General features: G+C 67.1%; 23 protein-coding genes. 8 read left to right on the forward strand and 15 right to left on the reverse strand.

From position 1 onward, the window contains the following. Positions 1–1,437 (forward strand): dihydrolipoyl dehydrogenase, encoded by a 1,437-nt coding sequence (gene lpdA / locus AC5P98_RS12850; RefSeq protein ID WP_014647703.1) that lies wholly within the window; start codon positions 1–3, stop codon positions 1,435–1,437. Between the two features lie 148 nt (positions 1,438–1,585). Here lpdA and AC5P98_RS12855 read toward each other — a convergent pair whose 3' ends face one another. From AC5P98_RS12855 to AC5P98_RS12905, 11 genes are all read right to left on the reverse strand, one after another. Next, positions 1,586–1,834 carry a hypothetical protein gene (locus tag AC5P98_RS12855; RefSeq protein ID WP_049404571.1) on the reverse strand — a complete coding sequence of 83 codons (249 nt, stop codon included), beginning with the start codon at positions 1,832–1,834 and terminating at the stop codon, positions 1,586–1,588. Next, complete coding sequence (locus AC5P98_RS12860) at positions 1,831–2,043, reverse strand: hypothetical protein (RefSeq protein ID WP_032958903.1); 213 nt, start codon at positions 2,041–2,043, stop codon at positions 1,831–1,833. Before AC5P98_RS12860 ends, AC5P98_RS12855 begins: the two co-directional genes overlap by 4 nt. 210 nt (positions 2,044–2,253) lie before the next feature. Continuing rightward, positions 2,254–3,846, reverse strand: a complete 1,593-nt coding sequence (locus tag AC5P98_RS12865) for an alkaline phosphatase D family protein (protein WP_049404569.1) — start codon at positions 3,844–3,846, stop codon at positions 2,254–2,256. After that, positions 3,846–6,089 (reverse strand): TonB-dependent receptor family protein, encoded by a 2,244-nt coding sequence (locus tag AC5P98_RS12870; RefSeq protein ID WP_049404568.1) that lies wholly within the window; start codon positions 6,087–6,089, stop codon positions 3,846–3,848. The genes AC5P98_RS12865 and AC5P98_RS12870 overlap by 1 nt, the downstream gene beginning before the upstream one ends. Positions 6,090–6,262: 173 nt before the next feature. Further along, on the reverse strand, positions 6,263–7,693 hold the full coding sequence (locus AC5P98_RS12875; protein WP_014647708.1) for a replicative DNA helicase: 1,431 nt from the start codon (positions 7,691–7,693) through the stop codon (positions 6,263–6,265). Positions 7,694–7,990: 297 nt separating this feature from the next. Continuing rightward, positions 7,991–8,551, reverse strand: coding sequence for an NADPH-dependent FMN reductase (locus tag AC5P98_RS12880; protein ID WP_014647710.1), 561 nt, complete (start codon positions 8,549–8,551; stop codon positions 7,991–7,993). 66 nt (positions 8,552–8,617) lie between these two features. Continuing rightward, positions 8,618–10,561: an asparagine synthase (glutamine-hydrolyzing) gene (gene asnB, locus AC5P98_RS12885; protein ID WP_046431608.1), complete on the reverse strand. Its 1,944-nt coding sequence runs from the start codon at positions 10,559–10,561 to the stop codon at positions 8,618–8,620. Between the two features lie 3 nt (positions 10,562–10,564). Further along, entirely contained in the window at positions 10,565–12,844 is a 2,280-nt protein-coding gene (locus AC5P98_RS12890; RefSeq protein ID WP_049408711.1) for a thiamine pyrophosphate-dependent enzyme, read from the reverse strand. Positions 12,845–12,922: 78 nt separating this feature from the next. Further along, a complete protein-coding gene (locus AC5P98_RS12895) occupies positions 12,923–13,579 on the reverse strand; it encodes a glutathione S-transferase family protein (RefSeq protein ID WP_032958899.1) in 657 nt (218 codons plus the stop codon). Positions 13,580–13,793: 214 nt separating this feature from the next. Next, on the reverse strand, positions 13,794–14,336 hold the full coding sequence (locus tag AC5P98_RS12900; RefSeq protein WP_049408710.1) for a GNAT family N-acetyltransferase: 543 nt from the start codon (positions 14,334–14,336) through the stop codon (positions 13,794–13,796). A gap of 126 nt (positions 14,337–14,462) precedes the next feature. Then, on the reverse strand, positions 14,463–15,308 hold the full coding sequence (locus tag AC5P98_RS12905; RefSeq protein WP_046431690.1) for a glycine zipper 2TM domain-containing protein: 846 nt from the start codon (positions 15,306–15,308) through the stop codon (positions 14,463–14,465). A gap of 163 nt (positions 15,309–15,471) precedes the next feature. On the opposite strand from AC5P98_RS12905, the gene AC5P98_RS12910 reads away from it, so the two are divergent. Both AC5P98_RS12910 and AC5P98_RS12915 read left to right on the forward strand, forming a co-directional pair. Further along, on the forward strand, positions 15,472–15,687 hold the full coding sequence (locus AC5P98_RS12910) for a DUF6116 family protein (protein ID WP_049408709.1): 216 nt from the start codon (positions 15,472–15,474) through the stop codon (positions 15,685–15,687). After that, complete coding sequence (locus AC5P98_RS12915; protein ID WP_049418810.1) at positions 15,684–16,457, forward strand: TatD family hydrolase; 774 nt, start codon at positions 15,684–15,686, stop codon at positions 16,455–16,457. The genes AC5P98_RS12910 and AC5P98_RS12915 overlap by 4 nt, the downstream gene beginning before the upstream one ends. A gap of 34 nt (positions 16,458–16,491) precedes the next feature. Here AC5P98_RS12915 and AC5P98_RS12920 read toward each other — a convergent pair whose 3' ends face one another. Further along, positions 16,492–17,316 (reverse strand): tRNA threonylcarbamoyladenosine dehydratase, encoded by an 825-nt coding sequence (locus AC5P98_RS12920; protein ID WP_046431617.1) that lies wholly within the window; start codon positions 17,314–17,316, stop codon positions 16,492–16,494. A gap of 79 nt (positions 17,317–17,395) precedes the next feature. Between AC5P98_RS12920 and AC5P98_RS12925 the strand changes: the two genes are divergently transcribed. Continuing rightward, positions 17,396–17,830, forward strand: a complete 435-nt coding sequence (locus AC5P98_RS12925; protein WP_014647719.1) for a cytochrome c — start codon at positions 17,396–17,398, stop codon at positions 17,828–17,830. Between the two features lie 136 nt (positions 17,831–17,966). Further along, entirely contained in the window at positions 17,967–18,461 is a 495-nt protein-coding gene (locus tag AC5P98_RS12930) for a glycine zipper 2TM domain-containing protein (RefSeq protein ID WP_005417545.1), read from the forward strand. Between the two features lie 72 nt (positions 18,462–18,533). On the opposite strand, the gene AC5P98_RS12935 is transcribed toward AC5P98_RS12930, so the two are convergent. Next, a complete protein-coding gene (locus AC5P98_RS12935; RefSeq protein ID WP_014647720.1) occupies positions 18,534–18,743 on the reverse strand; it encodes a cold-shock protein in 210 nt (69 codons plus the stop codon). 235 nt (positions 18,744–18,978) lie between these two features. Between AC5P98_RS12935 and AC5P98_RS12940 the strand changes: the two genes are divergently transcribed. The 3 genes from AC5P98_RS12940 to arsC all read left to right on the forward strand — a co-directional run bounded on the left by AC5P98_RS12940 (position 18,979) and on the right by arsC (position 21,078). Next, positions 18,979–19,464, forward strand: a complete 486-nt coding sequence (locus tag AC5P98_RS12940) for a DUF456 domain-containing protein (RefSeq protein ID WP_495230050.1) — start codon at positions 18,979–18,981, stop codon at positions 19,462–19,464. 118 nt (positions 19,465–19,582) lie between these two features. Continuing rightward, complete coding sequence (locus AC5P98_RS12945; RefSeq protein WP_032958894.1) at positions 19,583–20,737, forward strand: phospholipase A; 1,155 nt, start codon at positions 19,583–19,585, stop codon at positions 20,735–20,737. Further along, positions 20,737–21,078 (forward strand): arsenate reductase (glutaredoxin), encoded by a 342-nt coding sequence (gene arsC / locus AC5P98_RS12950; RefSeq protein ID WP_049406119.1) that lies wholly within the window; start codon positions 20,737–20,739, stop codon positions 21,076–21,078. The genes AC5P98_RS12945 and arsC overlap by 1 nt, the downstream gene beginning before the upstream one ends. Before the next feature lie 71 nt (positions 21,079–21,149). Here arsC and AC5P98_RS12955 read toward each other — a convergent pair whose 3' ends face one another. Continuing rightward, positions 21,150–21,785 (reverse strand): glutathione S-transferase family protein, encoded by a 636-nt coding sequence (locus tag AC5P98_RS12955; protein WP_014647724.1) that lies wholly within the window; start codon positions 21,783–21,785, stop codon positions 21,150–21,152. Between the two features lie 57 nt (positions 21,786–21,842). Further along, positions 21,843–22,181 (reverse strand): hypothetical protein, encoded by a 339-nt coding sequence (locus tag AC5P98_RS12960; protein WP_046431623.1) that lies wholly within the window; start codon positions 22,179–22,181, stop codon positions 21,843–21,845. Position 22,182: the final 1 nt, after the last annotated feature.

A 22,182-nucleotide genomic window follows, 5' to 3' on the forward strand; every position in this document is an offset into this window, starting at 1 on the left:
ATGGCTGAACAATTCGACGTCGTCGTCATCGGTGCCGGCCCGGCCGGTTACCACGCTGCCATCCGCGCGGCCCAGCTGGGCCTGAAGACCGCCTGCATCGATGCAGCGCTGGGCAAGGACGGCAAGCCGGCCCTCGGCGGCACCTGCCTGCGCGTGGGCTGCATCCCGTCCAAGGCGCTGCTGGATTCCTCGCGCCAGTTCTGGAACATGGGCCACATCTTTGGCGACCACGGCATCAGCTTCAAGGATGCCAAGATCGACGTCGAGGCGATGGTTGGCCGCAAGGACAAGATCGTCAAGCAGTTCACCGGCGGCATCGGCATGCTGTTCAAGGCCAACAAGGTCGCCGCCTACTACGGCTTCGGTGAACTGCAGCCGGGCAACGTGGTCAAGGTCACCCAGCATGACGGTTCCATCGTCGAGCTGAAGGGCACCAACGTCATCATCGCGGCCGGTTCGGATTCGATCGAACTGCCGTTCGCCAAGTTCGACGGCGAGACCATCGTCGACAACGTTGGCGGCCTGGACTTCACCGAAGTGCCGAACCGCCTGGCCGTGATCGGCGCCGGCGTGATCGGCCTGGAACTGGGCAGCGTGTGGAAGCGCCTGGGCGCTGAAGTCACCATCCTGGAAGCCATGCCGGAGTTCCTGGCGGCTGCCGATGCGGAAGTGGCCAAGGCGGCTGCCAAGGAATTCAAGAAGCAGGGCCTGGACATCAAGCTCAATGCCAAGGTCTCCAAGACCGAGATCACCGGCAAGGGCAAGAAGAAGGAAGTCATCGTCACCTACACCGACGCGGAAGGCGAAAAGACCCTGACCGTGGACAAGCTGCTGGTGGCCGTTGGCCGTCGCGCCGCCACCAAGGGCCTGCTGGCCGAAGGCACCGGCGTCAAGATCAACGAGCGCGGCCAGATCGAAGTCGATGCGCACTGCCACACCGGCGTCAACGGTGTGTGGGCAGTCGGCGACTGCGTGCGCGGCCCGATGCTGGCGCACAAGGGCTTCGAGGAAGGCATCGCGGTGGCAGAGCTGATCGCCGGCCTGCCGGGCCACGTCAACTTCGACACCATCCCGTGGGTCATCTACACCGAACCGGAACTGGCCTGGGTCGGCAAGACCGAAGCGCAGCTGAAGGCCGAAGGCATTCCGTACAAGGCCGGCAGCTTCCCGTTCGCCGCCAACGGCCGTGCCGTGGCGATGATCGAGCCGGCAGGCTTCGTGAAGATCCTGGCCCATGCCGAAACCGATCGCATCCTCGGCATGCACCTGGTCGGCGCCAACGTCTCCGAGCTGGTGCACGAAGGCGTGCTGACCATGGAGTTCAGCGGTTCGGCCGATGACCTGGCCCGCATCTGCCACGCCCACCCGTCGCTGTCGGAAGTGGTCCACGACGCGGCGATGGCGGTCAGCAAGCGCGCCATCCACAAGGCGAACTGATCGGCATCATGGTAGGTGCCGACCGTTGGTCGGCACTCACCTGCAGACGAAAAACCCCGCCCCGGCGGGGTTTTTTGTTGCCCGTTTCCCTGTAGCGCCGAGCCCACGCTCGGCTGCCCTGCAAAGGCCGCCGAGCATCGGCTCGGCGCTACACCTTTCCAGCCGGCTTCTTCGGTGGATCCTCACAGACCTTGTGCTGTACCACCGTATCGCCGGCCTTCCATTGCTTGACCACCCGGCAGCGCGCCTCGGCTTTCGGCGCAGGGACCGCCGCTGCATTGGCTTCGTCAGCCGCAGCGCTCTGCTCGCGCTCCAGCCACGCCGACGGGGGTGCCGGGGGTGCGGCCAGCACCGGGCCTGGCAACAGGACCAGACCGGCCAGCAGCACCCTCCTCATGCGGGAACCGCCCGGCCGCCAAGCAACCGCGCCGGCAGCATGAACAGCGCTCGCAGGAAGGCGAACAACGCCGAGAAGGTGATGCCGACCAGGCGGAACGGCAGGCTCAGCAGCCACACGAGCGGCCAGGCGATCAGGGCGAGGATCGCCAGCGGCCAGCACAGCACGAACAGCAGGCACCACACACCGAGCGCGAACAGGGTCTTCATCACGGTCTCCTTGGGGCGGCACCCTGCCGCCTGCGGACACCTTGGCGCCCCGCCCTCGCCGCCGGCAAACGGTTTGCGACGAAACCCGGGCTGGGGGCGATGAAATCCGGTGCAGGGCCGTCGTTGTAGAGCCGAGCCTACGCTCGGCTGCTCTTCGTTGCGATCACAGAAAACCCGCGCTGCGCGCGACAGCCGAGCGTAGGCTCGGCTCTACAGGAGCTGCACCGCGCCCGAGCGGCCATGGACCACCTGGAATCGCGCCGCGGTACGCACTGCGGCATCCGGGCGCAGCACGCTGTCGGCGAAGCGGAGCTCGGCGTCCACGGTCTGCCGGTTCAGCTGCAGCTTCCACCAGCCGCGGCGGTCGCCGTCGAAATAGCGGATATGCGGGTTCTGCGGAATCGATGGCCCGTAGTACGGCCCGTACGGCGTGTCGTCGCCGCCACTGCTGATCGCCGGGGCGATGAATTCGGTGGCCACGACCGGCGCGCTGGCCGCGTCGAAATCCAGCTTCAGGTCGTTGACGAAGGTGGAATGCCAGTCGCCGCCCAGCACGATGGCATTGCCCTGCCCGCCCGCCTGCATCGCCTGCAGCAGACGCCTGCGTGCGGCGGGATAGCCATCCCACGCGTCGTTCCAGAAGCGCTCGCGTGGCGTGCCGCCGTCCAGCCGCAGCTGCGCCATCAGCAGCTGCTGCACCACCACGTTCCAGCGCGTGCCCTGCGCGGCGGCCATCGACTGCGTGAACCACGCTTCCTGCCCCGTGCCGAGCATGCTCATGCGTGGATCCAGCGCCGCTTCGCAGCGCGGTGACTCGCCCACACCGCAGGGATTGGCCGGGCGGAACTGGCGGCAGTCGAGCAGGGTCAGCTGTGCCAGATCGCCGTAACGCAGGCGCCGGTGCACGCGCAGGCCGCTATTGCCCGCAGGCTTGCTGCGCATCGGCAGATGTTCGTAGAACGCGCGGTAGGCCGCCGCGCGGCGAACGATGAAGTCCTCGATCGACACGCCGGGCTTCTCCGGATGGATGCCCGAGTAGTCGTTCTGCACCTCGTGATCGTCCCAGATCACCGCGAAGGCGTGTGCGGCATGGGCCGCCTGCAGATCCGGGTCGAGCTTGTACAGCGCGTACTGGTCACGGTAGCGCTCCAGGCTCACCGTCTCGCCACTGAAACGCGCCGCGTCCAGCTTGCTGCCACGCACGTTCTGCAGCGGGCTGTATTCGTACAGGTAGTCGCCGGCATGCAGCACGAGGTCGACATCGCTCTGTGCGATATCGCGCAGCACCGGATAGTAGCCACTGTTCCAGGCCTGGCAGGTGCACAGGGCCAGCCGCAGCTGCTGCAGCTGCGTGTCCGGTAGCGACGCGGTGCGGAAGTGGCCGACCGCGCTTTCCTCATCGCCATCGCAGGCGAAGCGGTAGTAGTAGTCGCGGCCCGGGCGCAGGCCATTGACCTCCACGTGCACCGAATGGGCCAGCTCCGGCACCGCGGCTGCAGTACCCCGCTGTACCAGCCGACGCATGCCGGCGTCTTCGGCCACGAACCAGCGCACCGGCACCGCCCGCGACGGCATGCCGCCGCCGTTGAGCGGGTCCGGCGCCAGCCGCGTCCACAACACGGCCCCCTGTGGATCCGGATCACCGGCGGCGACACCAAGGGTGAACGGATCACGCCCCAGCCGCGGCCGTGGGCCGGCCGTGGCCAGCCCCGGCATCGCCGCCAGCGCGATCGCTGCCCCCGTGCCCTGCCACGCCATGCGCAGCAGGCGACGACGGCGTTCCGGATCCACAGGCCCGCGCATCAGAAGCGCACGGTCGCGGTGGCCATCACCTGGCGCGGCGCGCCGACCTGCATGGTCGCCAGGCTGCGGGTCGGGTCGGCGGCGTAGGTGCCGTTGGTGTTGATCGAGGACAGGTAGCGCTTGTCCGTCAGGTTGGTCAGGTTCAGCGCCACGGTCAGGTTCTGCGCCGGGCCCAGCGCGCCGAAGTCATAGGCCACGGAGGCATTGACCAGCCAGTAGCTCGGCACCGACTCGTCGTTGGTATAGGTCACGTAGCGCTTGCCGACGTGGTTGGCCGACAGGCGCATGTCCCAGGGGCCCGGGGTCCAGGCCAGGGTGCTGGCGAACATCCATTCGGGGGTGTCGACGGTCTTCTTGCCGCGGGTCGGCACCACGCCATTGTTCACGTAGTCGTTGTCGTAGGTGCTGTCATTCCAGGACAGCGCGTTGGACCAGGCCAGGTCCTGCATCGGCTTCAGCTGCAGTGTCGCCTCGGCGCCGCGGCTGGTCACCGAACCGACGTTGGAGAACAGCGCCGGGCAGCCGAGGATGCCCACGCACTGGGCGATCGCCAGCAGGCGGTTGTCGAACTTGACGTCGTACACCGCAACCGAGGCTTCATAGCCCTTCCCGTAGCCGCGCCAGCCCAGTTCCAGGGTGCGTGACTGTTCCGGCTTCAGGTCCTGCGCGCTGGCATCGAACGCCGCCTGCGGCACGTTGAACGGGCTGCCCACGCCCAACGCGTAGGCGGCGATGTTCCTGGCGAACGAACCGAAGATCTCGTTGCCTTCGTTGAGCTTGAAGTTGAAACCCGCCTGAGGCAGCAGGCCCTTCTTCGAAATCAGGCTGCTGTTGTTGGCATAGCTGCCCAGTGGCGTGCGCACGCGGGTGCGGGTGTGCGGCGACTTCGCACCGATGTCGATGGTCAGCCGGTCATCGAACAGGCGGAAGCGGTCCTGCACGTAGAACTGGCGGGTAATGGTGGTGTAGCGCTGGTGCCACACGCGCTGGTCCGGGTTGCGCAGGAAGAAGTCGTCGGTGACCGGGCCGTCGATGTAGTAGAAGTTGCGCTGCACGCTGTGGCCGTTGTCCTCGTACCAGAGGCCGGCTTCCAGGTCGTGGCCGCCGACGTTCCAGGTGAACGCCGAGGTCACGCCGGTACGATCGATCGCGTACTCGGTGGTGCGGATCGAGATCGGAATCTCGCGACCGGTGCCCGGGTTGGACGGATTGGACGGGCTGAACCAGTGGCCCTGGCCACGGTTGCTGTGGTTGTAGACGTTGACCTTCAGCCGCATCGACTCGTTCAGGCCGAAATCGCCGGCGATGCTGGACAGGTCATCGTTGCGCAGGCCGTGGCCGGAGTAGTACGCATCCCAGGGGCTGTTGACGCCGCCCGTGAACCTGCCGCGCGCGGCGGCGACGGCACGATCCCAGTCCGGCGCGTAGTTGTCCCAGTCCCAGCCAAGGCGATCGATCATCTCCAGCGACAGGTCCTGGTAGTCCGCCTCGACGCGGCGCGAGGCGTTGAACAGCGCGGTGATCCTGCTGTCCGTTCCGAAATTGTAGGTGGCCTTGCCGTTGAACTGTTTCAGCTCCTGCGAGCCCTTGCCCTTCCACTTGTCGCCTTCGGAGTACACGCCGGACAGATAGGCCGCAAAGCCCTGGTGCTCACCGGTCTCCAGGCGCGCATAGCTGCGCCGCGCGCTGTCGCTGCCGAAGCCCTGCGCCAGCACCACGCCGTACTCGGTGGACGGATCGATCGAATAGAACTGGAACACGCCACCGAGGTTGCTGGTGGACGGCGTACCCAGCGCGCCGATGCCGGTGGACACTTCGGCTCCGCCCAGGTTCTCGCTGATCACGGCACGGCTGATGTGCAGGCCGTTGCTGTTGCCATAGGCCATGTTGCCCAGCGGGATGCCATCGAGCGTGTAGCCCAGGCGGCTCTGGTTGAAGCCACGCAGGCTGATGGTGGTGGACCATTCGTACGCGCCGGTGGCATCGGCCGACTCGAAGTGAACGCCCGGCTTGCTGGCCAGCAGCTTCAGGGGGTTCGCACCGGGCGGCAGGATCTTCATGTCCTCGGCGGTCACGCGCTGCACCTGGCGGGCTTCGCCGCGGCCGATCACCGAGATCGAATCGAGGGTGGTCGCCGACGGTACGTCGGGGGCGGGGGCGGGTTCAGCGGCAGCGAGCGACGGCAGCGAAGCACAGACCAGCAGGGCCAGCAGATTGCGGCGATGCGAAGCGTGAGACGACATGGAGGTGGATTCCTTGGGCACGCTGGACGCCGAAGGGCGGCGTCGAAGGGCAGCAGCGGCGGAATCGTAGAAGCGGCGCGTTACATGTCATTTACACGCCACATGCGGAATCCTTGCGTTCCGAATGGTTTACCGTCCGGAAGGCGATTGCCGGCCAGCGGCCGGCATGGCCGTTATTCGAACGAGCCGACCGAATCGTGGGCCAGGTTGTCGAAGCGGGTGTACTCGCCGAAGAACTTCAGCTTGCACGAGCCGGTCGGGCCACCACGGTGCTTGCCGATGATGATCTCGGCCAGGCCCTTGTCCGGCGAGTTTTCCTTGTTGTAGTAGTCGTCGCGGTAGATGAACACGATCATGTCCGCGTCCTGCTCGATTGCGCCCGACTCGCGAAGGTCGGCCATCACCGGGCGCTTGTCGGTACGCGTTTCCAGCGAGCGGTTGAGCTGTGACAGCGCGATCACCGGCACATTCAATTCCTTGGCCAGGCCCTTCAACGAACGCGAGATCTCCGAGATTTCGGTCGCGCGGTTTTCGCTGTTGCCGGGCACGCTCATCAGCTGCAGGTAGTCGATCACGATCAGGCCTAGGTCATGCTCGCGCTTGAGGCGGCGGCACTTGGAGCGCAGCACTTCCGGCGACACGCCCGGCGTATCGTCGATGAAGATCTTGGTTTCCTTCAGCATCTTGATCGCGCTGGTGACGCGGCTCCAGTCCTCGTCTTCCAGCTGGCCGGTACGCAGGCGCTGCGCGTTGATGCGGCCATTGGAGGAAATCAGGCGCATCGCCAGCTGCGATGCCGACATTTCCATCGAGAACACCGCCACGCCCTTCTTCGACTTGATCGCCGCGTACTCGGCGATGTTCAGCGCGAAGGTGGTCTTGCCCATGGCCGGGCGCGCGGCGAGGATGATCAGATCGGTCGGCTGCAGGCCGGCGGTCATCGCATCGAAATCGGTGTACCCGGTCGGCAGGCCGGTGATGTTGCCGCCGTTCTCGAAGCGGTTGCGCAGCTCCTCGAATGCATCCTTCAGCGCACCGGGCATGGCCACGAAATCGGTGCGACCACGTGCGCCCTGTTCGGCAATGGCGAACACGCTCTTTTCCGCCGAGGCCAGCAGCTCGCTGCTGTCGCGGCCTTCGGGCTGGAAACCGTCGTTGACGATGTCGGTGCCCACCTGGATCAGCTGGCGCAACACTGCCTTGTCACGCACGATCTCGGCGTAGGCCACGATGTTGGCAGCCGACGGCGTGGTACTGGCCAGTTCGATCAGATAGGCACCGTCGCCCACCAATTCCATCTTGCCCTGCGACTCGAACCACTCGCCCAGGGTCACCGCATCGAACGGACGCTCGCGCTCGGAGAGCTCGCGGATCGCCCGATAGATCATCTGGTGGTCGCGACGGTAGAAGTCGCCTTCGGTCAGCTGGTCATTGACCCGGTCATACGCTTCGGGCGCCAGCATCAGCCCCCCCAGCACCGCCTGCTCGGCTTCCACCGAATGCGGCGGTACCCGCAACTGGTCGATGCGCGACTCGTCGCGATCGCGATCGAAGCCATCACCGCGCTCTCTGCGGTTGGAACGGAAGCCGGGACGAGCGGACATGCTGCGGTGTTTCCTGCAAAAGTGGGCCAGACGAGTGTAGGCATGCGCCGACCCCGGCGACCATGGACAAGCCTGTGGATAAGCCGTGGAGAAACGGGGGATATCCGCCGGCGCCTGGCCAGACTGGCGTGGGGGCGTCGCACTGCCTGCGACAGGCGCCATTGCGGCACCCGAGCGGAGCATTATCGCAGATCAGGCGCCACGGGTCGGAGCCCGTCGCTGCGCGTCAGGATCCGACCCCGGGCGTGGTTGGGGTCGGATCCCTCTGCGACGCAGGGAACTCCGACCCCGCAGGCGTCAATCGCCCTTGACGTGCACCGCGATCAGCGCCAGGAAGCGGTCCACGTAGCCCTGCAGGAACTTCTGCGTGCCCTCGTTGTGGATCGTGCCGTCGGCATCGATCAGGCCCTCCTTGAAGTGGATGAACGCCTCGGGCTGCCCAAGCACATGCATGTCCAGGAAGGCCAGGGTGTTGCGCAGGTGCTGCTGGGCCACGGCGGTACCGATCTGCCCGATGGAGGCGCCGATCACCGCCGCCGGCTTGCCGGCAAACGCACTGTCACCGTAGGGACGCGAGCCGATATCGATGGCGTTCTTGAGCACGCCCGGCACCGACCGGTTGTATTCGGGGGTGACGAACAGCACCGCGTCGGCGGCGCGCACCTGGTCCTTCAGCCGGGTACCCTGCGCCGGGTACTGCGCGTCGAAGTCCTGGTCATACAACGGCAGGTCGCCGATCTGCACGTACTGGAAGCGTGCGCGATCACCGGCGATCTTCTCCAGCGCATGGGCCAGCTTGCGGTTGCACGAGTCCTTGCGCAGGCTGCCGACGAACACGGCGATGGTGGGGACGGACATCGGGACATACTCCTCATGGTGCGGGAGGCCCAGCCTAGTCGCCGGGCCCGTGCAGGCCGGTGAAGATCAGCCGCCCACAATGCCTGCGCGCACCTGCCGCCAATGCGCCTGCCAGGCCTGGAACATCAGCACGTTCCACAGATGGGTATGCCACTTGCGCTGCCCTCCCAGGAACTGCTGCCACAGCGGCTGCACCGCCGCCGCCGACAGCACGCCCTCACGCTCCAGCCGCGCCGGCTGCAGCAGGTCCTCGGCCCAGGGCCGCAGGTCGCCTTTCAGCCAGTCACTGACCGGCGCGCCGAAACCGCGCTTGGGACGGTGCACCATCGAATGCGGCACGTAACGGCCCAGCACGCGCTTGAGCAGCACCTTGCTGGTGGTCTCGCTGCGCTTGAAGCCCAACGGCAGCGACCAGGCGAACTCGGCCACCCGCCAGTCCAGCAGCGGTGCGCGCGCCTCCAGGCTGACCGCCATCGAGGTGCGGTCGACCTTGCACAACAGATCGTCCGGCAGGTAGGTCACGAAATCGGCCAGCATCATCGCGTCGGCCGGCGTACCCGCGCCGTGCAGCGGATCGGCCAGGTCGTAGAAGCTGCCGGCGGCCCGCGCGCCGGTCACCGCCGCGGCCGGGTCGCGCCAGCGCGAGATGCGGTTGCGGTAGACGTCGCCGATGCCACGCGCACCGGTCTCGGCCAGCAGCGCGGCCAGGCCGCCGGTGCGCGAGGCTTCGCCCTGCTGCTGCGCACGCGCGCCCATCCAGCGCCGCAGCGGCCCCGGCACGCGGCCGAGCATCTGCCAGTTGCGCAGCGCGCGTACATACCGGGTATAGCCGAAGAACAGCTCATCGCCACCGTCACCAGACAGCGCCACGGTCACGCCCTGCCGCGCCAGCCGGGCGACCAGCGCGGTCGGCACCTGCGACGCGTCGGCAAAAGGCTCATCGAACATCGCCGGCAACTGCGGCACCACCGCCAGCGCGTCGGCGCCGCTGACGTACAACTCGGTATGGTCACAGCCCAGGTGGGCCGCCAGCTCCCGGGCCAGCGGCGCCTCGTCATGTCCCGAATCGGTGAAGCCGATGCTGAAGCTGTGCACCGGCTGCCCGCTCTGGGCCTGCATCAGCGACGCCACCAGTGAGGAATCGGTGCCACCAGACAGGAATACGCCGACCGGCACGTCGGCCACCATGCGTAGCGCCACCGCGTCGCGCAGCAGCGTGTCCAGCTGTTCCTCGGCGTCCTCGATGCGGCCCTGGAAGGGTGCGGCCAGCGCCGCCTGCATGCGCGCGCGCGCATCCCAGTACGGCCGCTGTGCCTGTTCCGGACGATGCGCGGATGCGCCGGCAGCGACGGCCGCCGCGTCCAGGCGCAACACCCGGCCCGGCATCAGCTTGTAGCAGCGCTGGTGGATGCTGTGCGGCGCCGGGATGTAATCCAGCCGCAGCAGCAAGGTGAGCGCATCGCGGTCGATGTCGTTGTCGAACGCCGGGTGCTGCCAGAGCGCCTTCAGTTCCGAACCGAACACCAGCGTGTCGCCGGCCCAGCCGTAGTACAGCGGCTTCTTGCCGACGCGATCGCGGGCCAGCCACAGGCAACGCTCCTGGCGGTCCCACAGCGCGATGGCGAACATGCCGTTGCAGCGCTGCAGGGTGTCTTCCACGCCCCATTGCAGGATCGCCGCCAGCAGTACTTCGGTGTCGGAATGGCCGCGGAAGGCATGCCCCAGCGGCTCCAGTTCCTCGCGCAGGGCCGCGAAGTTGTAGACCTCGCCGTTGTAGGCCATCACGTAGCGGCCGTCGGCCGAGGCCATCGGCTGGTGGCCCAGCGGGGACAGGTCGAGGATGCTCAGGCGGCGATGCGCCAGCGCGATGCCCGCCTCGGCATCGACCCAGCTGCCGCCATCATCGGGCCCGCGGTGGTGCAGCGCCTGGCCCATGGCCAGGGCCTGCGCCTGCAGCGCCTCGGCCGACGCCAGCGGCGCCGGCAACAACATTCCCGCCAATCCACACATGCATCAGGGTTCCTGCGCCAGGTCGAGGGCGGCGCCAATCACCGCATTGTCGCTTGGAAGCCCGAACATTGCTGCCCCCGCCAGTGGCGTGTAGGTGTCGGCACCACAGACCCGGCGCAACGGCAGATGGCCGAACCCGGCCTCGACCAGCGCGGTGACCACGCCCTCGCCCACCCCGCCGCTGTGGCGGCCTTCATCCAGCACCAGCACCCGCCGTGCGCTGGCGGCCTGGGCAGCGATGAAACCGGCGTCCAGCGGTACCAGCCAGCGCAGGTCGACCACCCGCACCTGCCAGCCCAGCTGCTGCTCGATCGCCCGCGATGCGCGCAATGCCATCGGCACGCCGTTGCCATAGGTATAGATCACCAGATCGCCGGCCTCCGGCGCATAGACCCGGCCCTCCCCCGGCACCAGCGACTGGCCCTGTGCGGGGAAGTCGAACAGCCACTGGCCATCGCCGGCTTCGTGCAGGTCCTTGCTCATGTACAACGCGATCGGCTCCAGGAACACTGCCACCCGCCCATCCACCCGCGCCAGTGCGGCCAGCGTGCGCAGCATCATCACCGCATCGTCGCCACGCGACGGGCAGCCCACCACCAGCCCCGGGATGTCGCGCAACGCGGTGATCGAGTTGTCGTTGTGGAAGTGGCCACCGAAGCCCTTCTGGTACCCCAGCCCGGCCACCCGCACCAGCATCGGGTTGCGGTACTGGTCGTTGGAGAAGAACTGCAGCGAACACGCTTCGCCGCGCACCTGGTCGATGGCGTTGTGCAGATAGGCCAGGTACTGGATCTCCGGAATCGGCAGCATGCCCAGGTTGGCCAGGCCCTGAGCCATGCCCAGGATCATGGTCTCGTCCAGCAGGGTGTTGAACACCCGGCGTGGGCCGAAGCGGCGCAGCAGATCCTTGGTGACGGTGTAGACACCGCCCTTCTGTGCGACGTCCTCACCGAACAGCAGGCTCTGCGGATACTTCGCCAGCAGTTCCTGCAGGGCATGGTTGATCTGGATCGCGAGGTGGCGTGGCGCCTGCCGTTCGGGCAACGCCTCCACACCGCCATACAGGGCTTGACGCGTTCCGGCGGGCACCTCGCGCCGTGCTTCGGCCTGCACCGCAGCCGGCGTATAGGGCGCAAGCGGCTCCATCACTTCCCGCAGCGACTGCAGCTTCGGCCGTCCTTCGGCATCGGCGGCGGCGGCCATGCAGCGCGCGCGCATCGTCTCGTAGGCCACCTCGATGGCGGCCGCATCCATCCAGCCCGATTCCATCGCGATCTGTGCCGAGCGCAGCAGCGGATCCTGCGCCTCGGCCGCGCACAGCTCCGGCAACGCGCGCCATTCCACCTCGAAGTCGGTGCCGGCGTGCCCCATCAGGCGCGTGGTGCGCAGATGCAGGAAGGTCGGCCGCCGCGTACGCCGGCAGTGCTCCACCGCCGCCTGCACCTGCGCATGGCCGGTGACCAGGTCGAGGCCATCGGCGTAGAAATAGTCCAGCCCGGGCTGACCGCTGAAGCGTTCGGCGATCCAGCCTTCAGGCGTTTTCACCGAGATGCCCAGGCCATTGTCCTCGCAGACGAACAGGACCGGTGCCGGCAGCTTCTGGTAGGCCGACCACATCGCGGTGTTGAACGCGGTCTGCGCGGTGGCATGGTTGGCCGAGGCGTCGCCGAACGAGCACAGTACGATGCTGTCGGCCGGAATGGGCAGTTCGTGGCCCAGCCGCTTGCCGCTTTCGAGGGCCAGCGCGGTGCCCAGCGCTTTCGGAAGATGCGAGGCGATGGTCGAGGTCTGCGGCAGCACCCACAACGGTTTGCTGCCCCACACCTTGTGCCGCCCCCCGCTGGCCGGGTCATCGGCGCTGGCAGCAAAGGACAGCGCGGCATCGCGCAGCGGGTCGATCCCCGGCACCTGGCGTGAGCGCTCGGCCATGAAGGCACCGGAGCGATAGTGCAGGAATGCAGGATCCGTATGCCGGCAGGCCCGCGCCAGCAGCGCATTGCCTTCGTGGCCGGATGAACCGATGGTGTAGAAGACCTTGTTCTGCACGCGCAGCACGCGCGCCATCAGGTCCAGCTGGCGGCTGGCCAGCTGCGAATCGAACAGCTCGCCAAACGCGGCGGCGGTAAGCGTGCTGCCCGGCAGGATCGGCGCATCCGGCGCCGGGCGCGGGCGCGGGGTACCGCGCCAGCCACGCACCGCGTCGAGGAAATTGGCGTCGCACACGTCGGCGCGGTTGAGCACGCGCATGCGTGCGGGAATCGGATCTGGAACCACAGCGAACATCGAACACCCTCCGTGTCGTTGTTGCATTCCGCCCGGGGTTGGCCAGGCGCTACCCTGTGGGGATCACCTTGGTGAGAGTCATGCGGCCTCGAAGCGGGCGCGCACCTCGGCGGTCACCGCCGGCATCGGCAGGAAGCGCGGCTGCCCGCGCACACGCTGCAACCAGGCGCGAACTTCCGGGAACGGCTGCAGGCTGATTCCACCCTCGCCTGCGACGTCGGTGTAGGCGAACAGCGCGATGTCGGCGATGCCGTACCCACTGCCGGTGAACCATTGCGCATCACGCAGGTGCTGCTCCATCACCGCCAGTGCAGCGGCGGCGCGCTCGTGCAGGCGTGGCAGTTCGGCGCGGCGCGGCGACCCAGGCGGGGTCCAGCCGCGGATGAAGCGCGCGACCGCCACGCACGGCTCGTGCGTGTACTGCTCGAAGAACATCCAGCTCAGTGCCTGCGCGCGCTCCCAGCCATCGTTGGGCAGGTAGGGCGTGCCTTCGGCCAGCCAGAAAAGGATCGCATTGGACTCGGTCAGCACGCGGCCATCGTCGCGGACGATCAACGGCACCTTGGCATTGGGATTGAGCGCGAGGAACTCAGGGGTGTGGGTCTGGCCGTGGGCACTGTCCACTTCCACCCAGCGGTAGCGGCTGCCGAGCTGCTCCAGCAGCAGGCGGACCTTGTGGCAATTGCCTGACACCGACATGCCGTGCACCGTCAACGGGACGCGCTCTTCCACCATTGCCTGCTCCCTCGGATCCGGCCGGCGGCCGGCTGCGTGCAGTCTGGCAAGCACGCCAGTGAATGCCAAGCGCGGGTGCAGCATGACTACACGGTCGTGCCGGCCGCTGGCCGGCAACCTCGATGCAGCTGGTAGTGCCGGCCGCTGGCCGGCATCCTCGATGCAGCTGGATCCAAGCGATTGCCGGCCAGCGGCCGGCACTACCAAGCCACGCTCAGCGCGCGCGTTGCCGCCACTGTTCGCGCGACTGGCCCCAGATCTGCATGGGCTTGTCGTTGTATGGCGCTGGCAACTCCCCCATGCGCAGCAGGGTGCTTCCCAGCTTGCGTGCCACGGCCCGCGAGTTGTCGTTGTTCTCGGCGATGGTATGGATCACCTCAGCCCAGCCCAGCGTATCGAACGCCCAGTCGATCGCCGCGACCGCCGCCTCCGGCGCATAGCCCCGGCCCCAGCTGGCATGGCGGATGCCCCAACCGACCTCGGTACCCGGCCAGTCCTGCGGCTGCCACGGTCCCATCCGCCCGATCCAGTCGCCGCTGGATTTCTCGATCACGCTGAACATCGAGAAGCCGAACAGCTGCCAGGCGCCGGCCAGGCTGCAGAAACCGCGCCAGGCCACCGAGGGTGGCTGCAAGCCGCCCAGGGTACGCATCGTGGCCTCGTCGGCGCAGAACGCCAGGTACGGCTCGTAGTCCTCGCGAAGCAGCGGGCGCAGGATCAGCCGCTCGGTTTCGATGCGCAGGTCGAAGATGCTCATGCCGGCTCCATGTCGAAGGGGGCACCCATGATGGAGGATGGCTTCGCTGCGCGGATGAATATCGCCGGTCGCAATGAAACGGGCCGGCATGAGCCGGCCCGTCAGGTACTGTATGCTGCGCCGGGATTACTGGCGCGTGGCTGCGGCAGTGGCACCGGCGGCAGCGGTCTGCGTGACCAGCTGGCCATCGACCACCGGCAGGCGATCGCTGGCCGGCTTGTTGTCCATGCGCACGGTCTTCTCCGCGCCGTCATAGCGGTACGTCACGTTGTAACCCTTCACCACGTCGTTGGTACCCATGGCAATGCGGTTGCCCGGCTTGCTGGCCATGCGCATGGTGCCGGTGGTGCCGTCCTCATTGCGGTAGGTCACGTTGTAGCCGGTGACGCGGCTCGACTCGGAGGTGGCGGTCTCGGTGTGGCACTGGCGCTCGGTGCGGTTGACCACGCGGCCACCCACATGGCGCTTGTCGATCTGGTTGCCGATGAAGCCGCCGGCCACGGCACCGGCGGCGGTCGCGGCCTTCTTGCCGTTGCCGCCACCGACCTGGTTGCCGAGCAGGCCACCCACCACCGCGCCAACCACGGTACCGCCAACGTTGCCATCACGTTCCGGCAGGCGCTCCTGCACCGTCACGTCCTGGCAGACCTCGTGCGGGGTCTGGGTGGTGGAGGTCTCGCGCACTGGATCGGTGCCGATCACGGTGGCGTAGGCCTTCTGTTTCTCGGTGATCGGGTCAACCTTCAGCACATCGGCATATTCAAGCCCGCGCGGCGCGGACGGGTCCAGCTTGTCACCACGTGCGCCGTCGTCAGAAGCGTTACCTTCAACGAGGCGCGATTCACCATTGGGGGTTCCGGCGCTGATGGAATCGGGCGACTTGTCACCACTCTTCATGAAGGCGGCGGTGGCGATGCCACCGACCAGCAGCGCGCCCGCTGCGACCAGGACAGTTGTAGTTGTGCTTTTCATGACCTGCTCCTTGCGGACCATCCGCAACGTTCTCGGGGCAGATTGCAGCATGCGCTGCCTGAACGGAATCTCCACATTTCCTGCTCATTCCGATAACCCATTCAGCATCGGGAAATGCTGGGCCCGTGGTAGCGTTTGCACATTCCCCACGAGGCTCCCCGCCATGGCCAACCCGATGCTGCTGCCGGTACTGCAATGGGCCCGCCGGCTGCGCTACCCCACCCTGTTCAAGCTCACCGCCGGCCTGTTCGTGCTGACCTTGTTCATCCCGGACCCGATCCCGTTCGTCGATGAGCTGGTGCTGGGCTTCGGCACGCTGCTGCTGGCCAACTGGAAGAGCCGCAACGCCACCACGCCACCGCCGCTGGAACAGCGTTGAGCATCCTGGTTGACAGCCACTGCCATCTGGACGCCAGCGGGTTCGACCGTGACCGCGCTGCGGTGATCGAGCGTGCGCAGGCCGCGGGTGTGCGCCAGCAGGTGGTACCGGCGGTGACCGCGGCCAGCTGGCCGAAGCTGCGCGAGGTCTGCCAGCAGGCGCCGGGGCTGTACCCGGCCTACGGCCTGCATCCGATGTTCCTGGCCGATCACCAGCCTGGGCACCTGCCACTGCTGCGCGAGTGGATCGAGCGCGAACGCCCCTGCGCGATCGGCGAATGCGGCCTGGACTTCTTTGTCGAAGGACTGGACGCCGACGCCCAGCAGGCGTATTTCATCGGCCAGCTGGAACTGGCCCGCGAATTCGAGTTGCCGGTGATCGTGCACGCGCGACGCGCGGTGGATGCGGTGATCGCCGCCATCCGCCGCGTCGGCGGCCTGCGCGGCGTGGTGCACAGCTTTTCCGGCAGCCCGGAACAGGCCGCGCAACTGCACAGGCAGGGCTTCCTGCTCGGCCTCGGTGGCCCACTGACCTACGATCGCGCGCAACGTCTGCAGCGGCTGGTGCGCGAGATGCCGCTGGAACAGTTGCTGCTGGAAACCGACGCGCCCGACCAGCCCGACGCCGGCATCCGCGGCCAGCGCAACGAGCCAGCGCGGCTGGCGACCATTGCCCGGCACGTGGCCGCACTGCGCGGGATGGAGCTGGATGCCGTGGCCCGGGCCACGACGGAGAATGCGCGGCGATTGTTCTCGCTGCCGGCAATGTAACGGGTAGGTGCCGGCCGCTGGCCGGCACGATCCATCACACCTCGCTGGCCTCTACCGCATCCACCTTCACCTTCTTCGGCTCCAGCAGCATCTCCAGCGCCTTGCCAACCGCCGCGAAGGCGAACGCGCCGGTAATGTGGGTTGCCGCGCCCAGGCCGGCACCACAGTCCAGCTTCAACGCCGCATCGGCGCCCAGGTTCGGACGGATGCCGCAGACGCTGCCATCGGCCTGCGGGTACTTCACATTCTCCAGCGAATACACCGCCGGTACGCCGAAATAGCGCTTGGCGTTCTTCGGGAAGTTGAATTCGCTGCGCAGCTTCTTGCGGATCAGCGCCAGCATGGCGTCGTGCTCGGTGCGAGAGACATCGCGGATGCGCACCAGGGTCGGGTCGGTACGGCCACCGGCGGCACCAACGGTCAGCAACGGCAGCTTGCGGCGGCGGCACCATGCGATCGTCTCGACCTTGACCCGGAAGCTGTCGCAGGCATCGATCACCAGATCGAACCCCCGGTCCAGCAGCTCGGCCATGTTGGACACGGTCAGGAATGCCTGCACCGCGTCGACCCCGATGTCCGGATTGATCGCACGGCAACGCTCGGCCATCGCCTCGGCCTTGTTGCGGCCGTAGTTGCCTTCCATCGCCGGCAGCTGCCGGTTGGTGTTGGACACGCAGATATCGTCGGCATCGATCAGGGTCAGGTGGCCGACGGCCGAACGGGCCAGCGCCTCCACCACCCACGAGCCGACGCCGCCCATGCCGACCACCGCCACGCGGCTGCCCTGCAGGCGCTCGAGTGCACCCACGCCGTACAGCCGTTCGATGCCGGCGAAGCGTTGTTTGACCTGTTCGTTCATCGGGCTATTTTAACGTGCAGGTGCTGACGCCCGCAGTACGCCGGCGTCGAACCCACCGTTGCACGCCCGGAGTGCCCGCATGAATGCCAGCCCGCCCCGCCGCCTGTCCAGCGCCCATCGCTACCTGTTCGTGCTCTGCCTGGGCCTGCTGATCGGCCTGATCGCCACGGTAATGGTCGGCCGCGCCCTGCAGGCGCGTCGCGATCCGTTCCCGGGCAGCCTGATGCAGGTGATGCAGCGGCAGTCACAGCTGCTGCAGCAGGCCCAGCTGCAGAACCGCTGCAGCCTGGCTGACAGCGTGCCGCGGCTGCAGGTGCTGCGCCTGCTGTCCAATGACCTGGACCAGGCGTTTCCCGGGCTGAAGGACAGTGCGCAGTTCCAGCAGCACGCCAGCCAGCTGCGCGGCAACCTCAACACGGCGCTGGCCTCACCCCCCGGCGACTGCAGGGCCCTCGCCCAGCTGGTGGAAACACTGCAGGCGGACTGCCGCGCCTGCCACCAGGATTTCCGCTGAGCCGCATTCATCCTGCAGCCGGGCAGCACGCACACGGTTGGCGCGTTGTTCACGTTCGAAAGGAGAGGATTCGTCCACCCTGCTGCACGACGCAGTACCACCCAACCCACCCGCCTTCACGGCCAGGAGACGCCCCATGAAGATCCAGCTCATCGCCGCCAGCGCCATCGCTACCCTCGCGCTGGCTGGCTGTGCCACCTCGCCCGGTTACAGCGGCGGTGGTTACAACAACGGCTACAACAACGGCGGCTACGGCAACAATGGCGGCTACAACCAGGGCCGTTGCGCTGACTGTGGCATCGTCACCCGCATCAACACCGTGCCCTCGGGCCGCACCGCGCCCAGCGCGACCGGCGCGATCCTCGGCGGCATCGTCGGCGCCGTGGCCGGCCATGAAATCTCCGACCACACCGGTGGCAGCCGTGGCAACAAGAACATCGCCGCCGCCGCAGGCGCGGTCGGTGGTGCCCTGGCCGGCAACCAGATCCAGAAGAACGTCACCAGCGATACCTATGACATCAGCGTGCGCATGGATGATGGCCGCACCATCGTGGTCAACCAGCGCGATCTCGGCGGCATCCGCGAGAACACCTACGTGCGCGTCGTCAATGGCAAGGTCATCCTGCGCTGACCTGCACCGGGCCAACGGCAAAGAAAAAGGCCCGCTTGCGCGGGCCTTTTTCATGCCGACGGGCGGCGGGTATTACACCGGCTGCACCTTGTCAGCCTGCAGGCCCTTCTGGCCCTGCACGACTTCGAAGCTCACAGTCTGGCCTTCCTTGAGGCTCTTGAAGCCCTGGGTCTCGATGGCGCGGAAGTGCACGAACACGTCCTCGCCATTCTGCCGGCTGATGAAGCCGAAGCCCTTCGCATCATTGAACCACTTTACGGTACCGGTCTCGCGCTCAGCCATCTCACTAACTCCCTTTGACTCTCTCTTGTTGTTGGAAACGCCCGGTGGGCGGCTGACAAGCAAGGGGGAAGCGAGGTGCATCGATGCAGCGGATCGGAAAGATCTTGCTTCATCAGGCCACGATCCACGGTGACCTTGCCAAGCTCAGCGACTGCAACTTAACCCGCCCAAAACGAAAAAGCAACTGGCAAAATCTTTCACTGTCAACCCCAAAACGGCCACCATACGGGACAGCATGGGACTCTCATTCATCTTATATCTGCTAGCGGTCATTTTTGTCCTGATCGGCATCGCCGGCATCATCCTGCCGGCCCTCCCGGGCATCCCGCTGGTGTTCATCGGGCTGCTGCTGGCGGCCTGGGCCGACGGCTTCGCCCACGTCGGCTGGCCCACCCTGGTCGCGCTGGGCGTGCTGACCCTGCTTTCACTGTTGGTGGACGTGCTTGCCACCGTAGTTGGCGCGCAGCGCGTCGGCGCCAGCCGCAAGGCCCTGTGGGGCACCTTCGTCGGCAGCATCGTCGGCCTGTTCTTCCTGCCCATCGGCCTGTTTGCCGGACCGCTGGCCGGCGCCCTGCTCGGCGAGTACTGGCACACCCGCGAACTCGGCCGCTCGACCAAGGTGGGCCTGGCGACCTGGCTCGGCATCCTGCTCGGCCTGGCACTGAAACTGGCGGTGGTGATCGCGATGCTGGGCCTGTTCGCGTTCGCCTGGTTCTTCTGAGCCACCTAGCCTTCACGCCACGCGCACGCCGTGGCCGTGCATAAACGGTGGGGCTGGCCGCGATCCGGTGCAGCCGCCACACTGTGCGATTCCCGTATCCATCGAAGGGCCTGCTGCAATGACCCTCCCCACGCTGCTTCCCCGTCTGGCGCCGCTGGCGCTTGCCCTGGCCAGTGCACCGTTGGCTGCGCAGGAGTTCGCGCCCAGCGCCGACACCTCGCCGGCCGCCTGCGCGGCGATCACCACCGACGCGGCCCGCCTGGCCTGCTATGACCGCCTCTTCGGGCACACCCCGGAGGCCACCGCCGCCGCCGATGCCGCCGCCGAATCGGCTGCGCAGGCGCGCCGCGAGGAACGACAGACCGCGCGCGTGAGCCAGGGCGAGGAAAAGCTGCGCGAGCGGGTCAGCGACCTGTTCCGTCCGGCGGCACCGGACAGCGCGCTGGCCAATGCTGGCCGCGGTTCGCTGCTGGATAGCCGCTGGGAGCTGGCCGAGGACTCCAAGCTGGGGCCCTTCCAGCTGCGTGCCTACAAGCCGGTGTACCTGCTGCCGGCGTTCTGGACCAGCGACCGCAACACCACGCCGCATTCGCCGAACCCGGCCAACAGCGTGACGACCCCGCAGGTACTCGACAGTACCGAGCTGAAGTTCCAGATCAGCTTCAAGACCAAGATCGCCGAGAACCTGTTCGGCGACAACGGCGACATCTGGGCTGGCTACACCCAGAGTTCGCGCTGGCAGGCCTACAACAGCGAGGATTCGCGCCCGTTCCGCGAAACCAACTACGAACCCGAAGTGATGATGGTGTTCCGCAACGGCTACTCGATCGGTGGCTGGCGCGGGCGCATGACCGGTATCAGCCTCAACCACCAGTCCAACGGACGGGCCGATCCGCTCTCGCGCAGCTGGAACCGGGTCATGCTCAACATCGGCCTGGATCGCGAGAACTGGGCGCTGGTGCTGCGCCCGTGGTACCGCATCCCGGAAAGCCGCAGCGAAGACAATAATCCGGACATCGAGGATTACATGGGCCGGGGTGACGCGACCCTGATCTGGAACCGCAACGGGCATGAAGTCGCTCTGATGGCGCGTCATTCGCTGCGCACCGGCAGCCGCTCCCACGGTGCACTGCAGCTGGATTACGGCTTTCCGATCAGCAATCTGCTGCGTGGCCATGTGCAGGTCTTCGACGGCTATGGCGAGAGCATGATCGACTACAACCACAAGGCCACCTATGTGGGCGTGGGCGTGTCGCTGCTGGAGTGGTTCTGATGGACGTGACGATCTGGCACAACCCGGCCTGCAGCAACTCGCGCGGCGCACTGAAGCTGATCCGCGATGCGGGCTTCGACCCGGTGGTGATCGAGTACCTGGGCACCCCACCCGACGCGGCCACGCTGCGCCAGGTGCTGGCCGAGTCGGCCCTGAGCGCGCGCGACCTGGTGCGCAGCAAGGAGACCCAGTTCGCCGCACTCGGGCTGGAAGATGCCGACGATGCCACCCTGCTGGCTGCGATGGCCGAACACCCGCGCCTGATCAACCGCCCCGTGGTGCGCACGCCCAAGGGCACACGGCTGTGCCGCCCGCCGGAAACGGTGCTGGAGATCCTGTAACGGAAAAGGGGACGGAGGGGATTAAGTCGTTTGTGCACAAACGACTTAATCCCCTCCGTCCCCTTTTCTGGTTACCGCCAGTCGGTGATGCCTTCGCGGCGGTAGGCCTCGGCGAACGCCGGGCGCGCCTTCATCGAGGTGGCATGTGCCTTGAGCGACGGCCAGGTGTCACTGGGCCTGGGCATGTTGCGCGACCAGCGCATCAGCATCACCAGCATGTAGTCGACCACGCAGGGCGTGGCGCCCAGCAGGTAGGGTCCATGCGCCAGCAGGTGCGTGGCCACATGCTGCCAGGCCGCTTCCAGGCGCTGTCGCGCCATCTCGCGACTGGCCTCCACGTTTGCCTCGCCCGCCACCTCGTGCGGATAGAACCAGGCGCGATAGGCCGGCTGCAACGTATTGGCACACCAGAACATCCAGCGGTAGGCATCGGCGCGCTGCGGCGTGCCCAGTGCCGGCAACAAACCGGCGTCCGGATGGCGGTCGGCCAGGTACAGGGCGATCGCCGCCGCTTCAGTCAGTACCAGGCCATCGATCAGCAGCGTCGGCACCACGCCGGCCGGATTCAGTGCCAGGTACTCCGCCGACTTGTGCTCGCGCGCGTCGAAATCCAGCAGCACCAACTCGTGCTCGATGCCGAGCTCGATCAGCAGCCAGTGCACCACCAGCGCGGCGGTGCTTGTCGAACCATACAGCGTGGTGCTCATGCGGCGGATCCTGTGCAGGTGGGCCGGCCGATTATGCGCCCGTGCGGGAGCCGTCGCTCAGCCGCAGCTGCTCATGCAGGTATCGCGGCGCTCGCCACAGGACATCATCGGCGCGCGCAGCGTGCAGTCATGCGTCTTCAGTTCGCAGGCACGGCGCAGGTCCGGGTTGTCCACGTCCTTGCAGCGCTTGTCCGGCGCCGGCACCATCCGCTGCTCGCAATTGCTCTGGCGGCTGCCGAGAGAGTCATTCTGCGCCATGCAGCTGCGGTAGCCGGCCTGGCACTGCATGCGGCATTGCGCCGATGCAGGGAAATCCGCGCCTTCGTACGACGCCGGGGTGCTGCAGCCGGCCAGGGCCAGCAGCACGCCGGCCACGATGAAGCGATGCAGGGCCATG

Source organism: Stenotrophomonas sp. YJH_SMC_135, assembly GCF_059372355.1.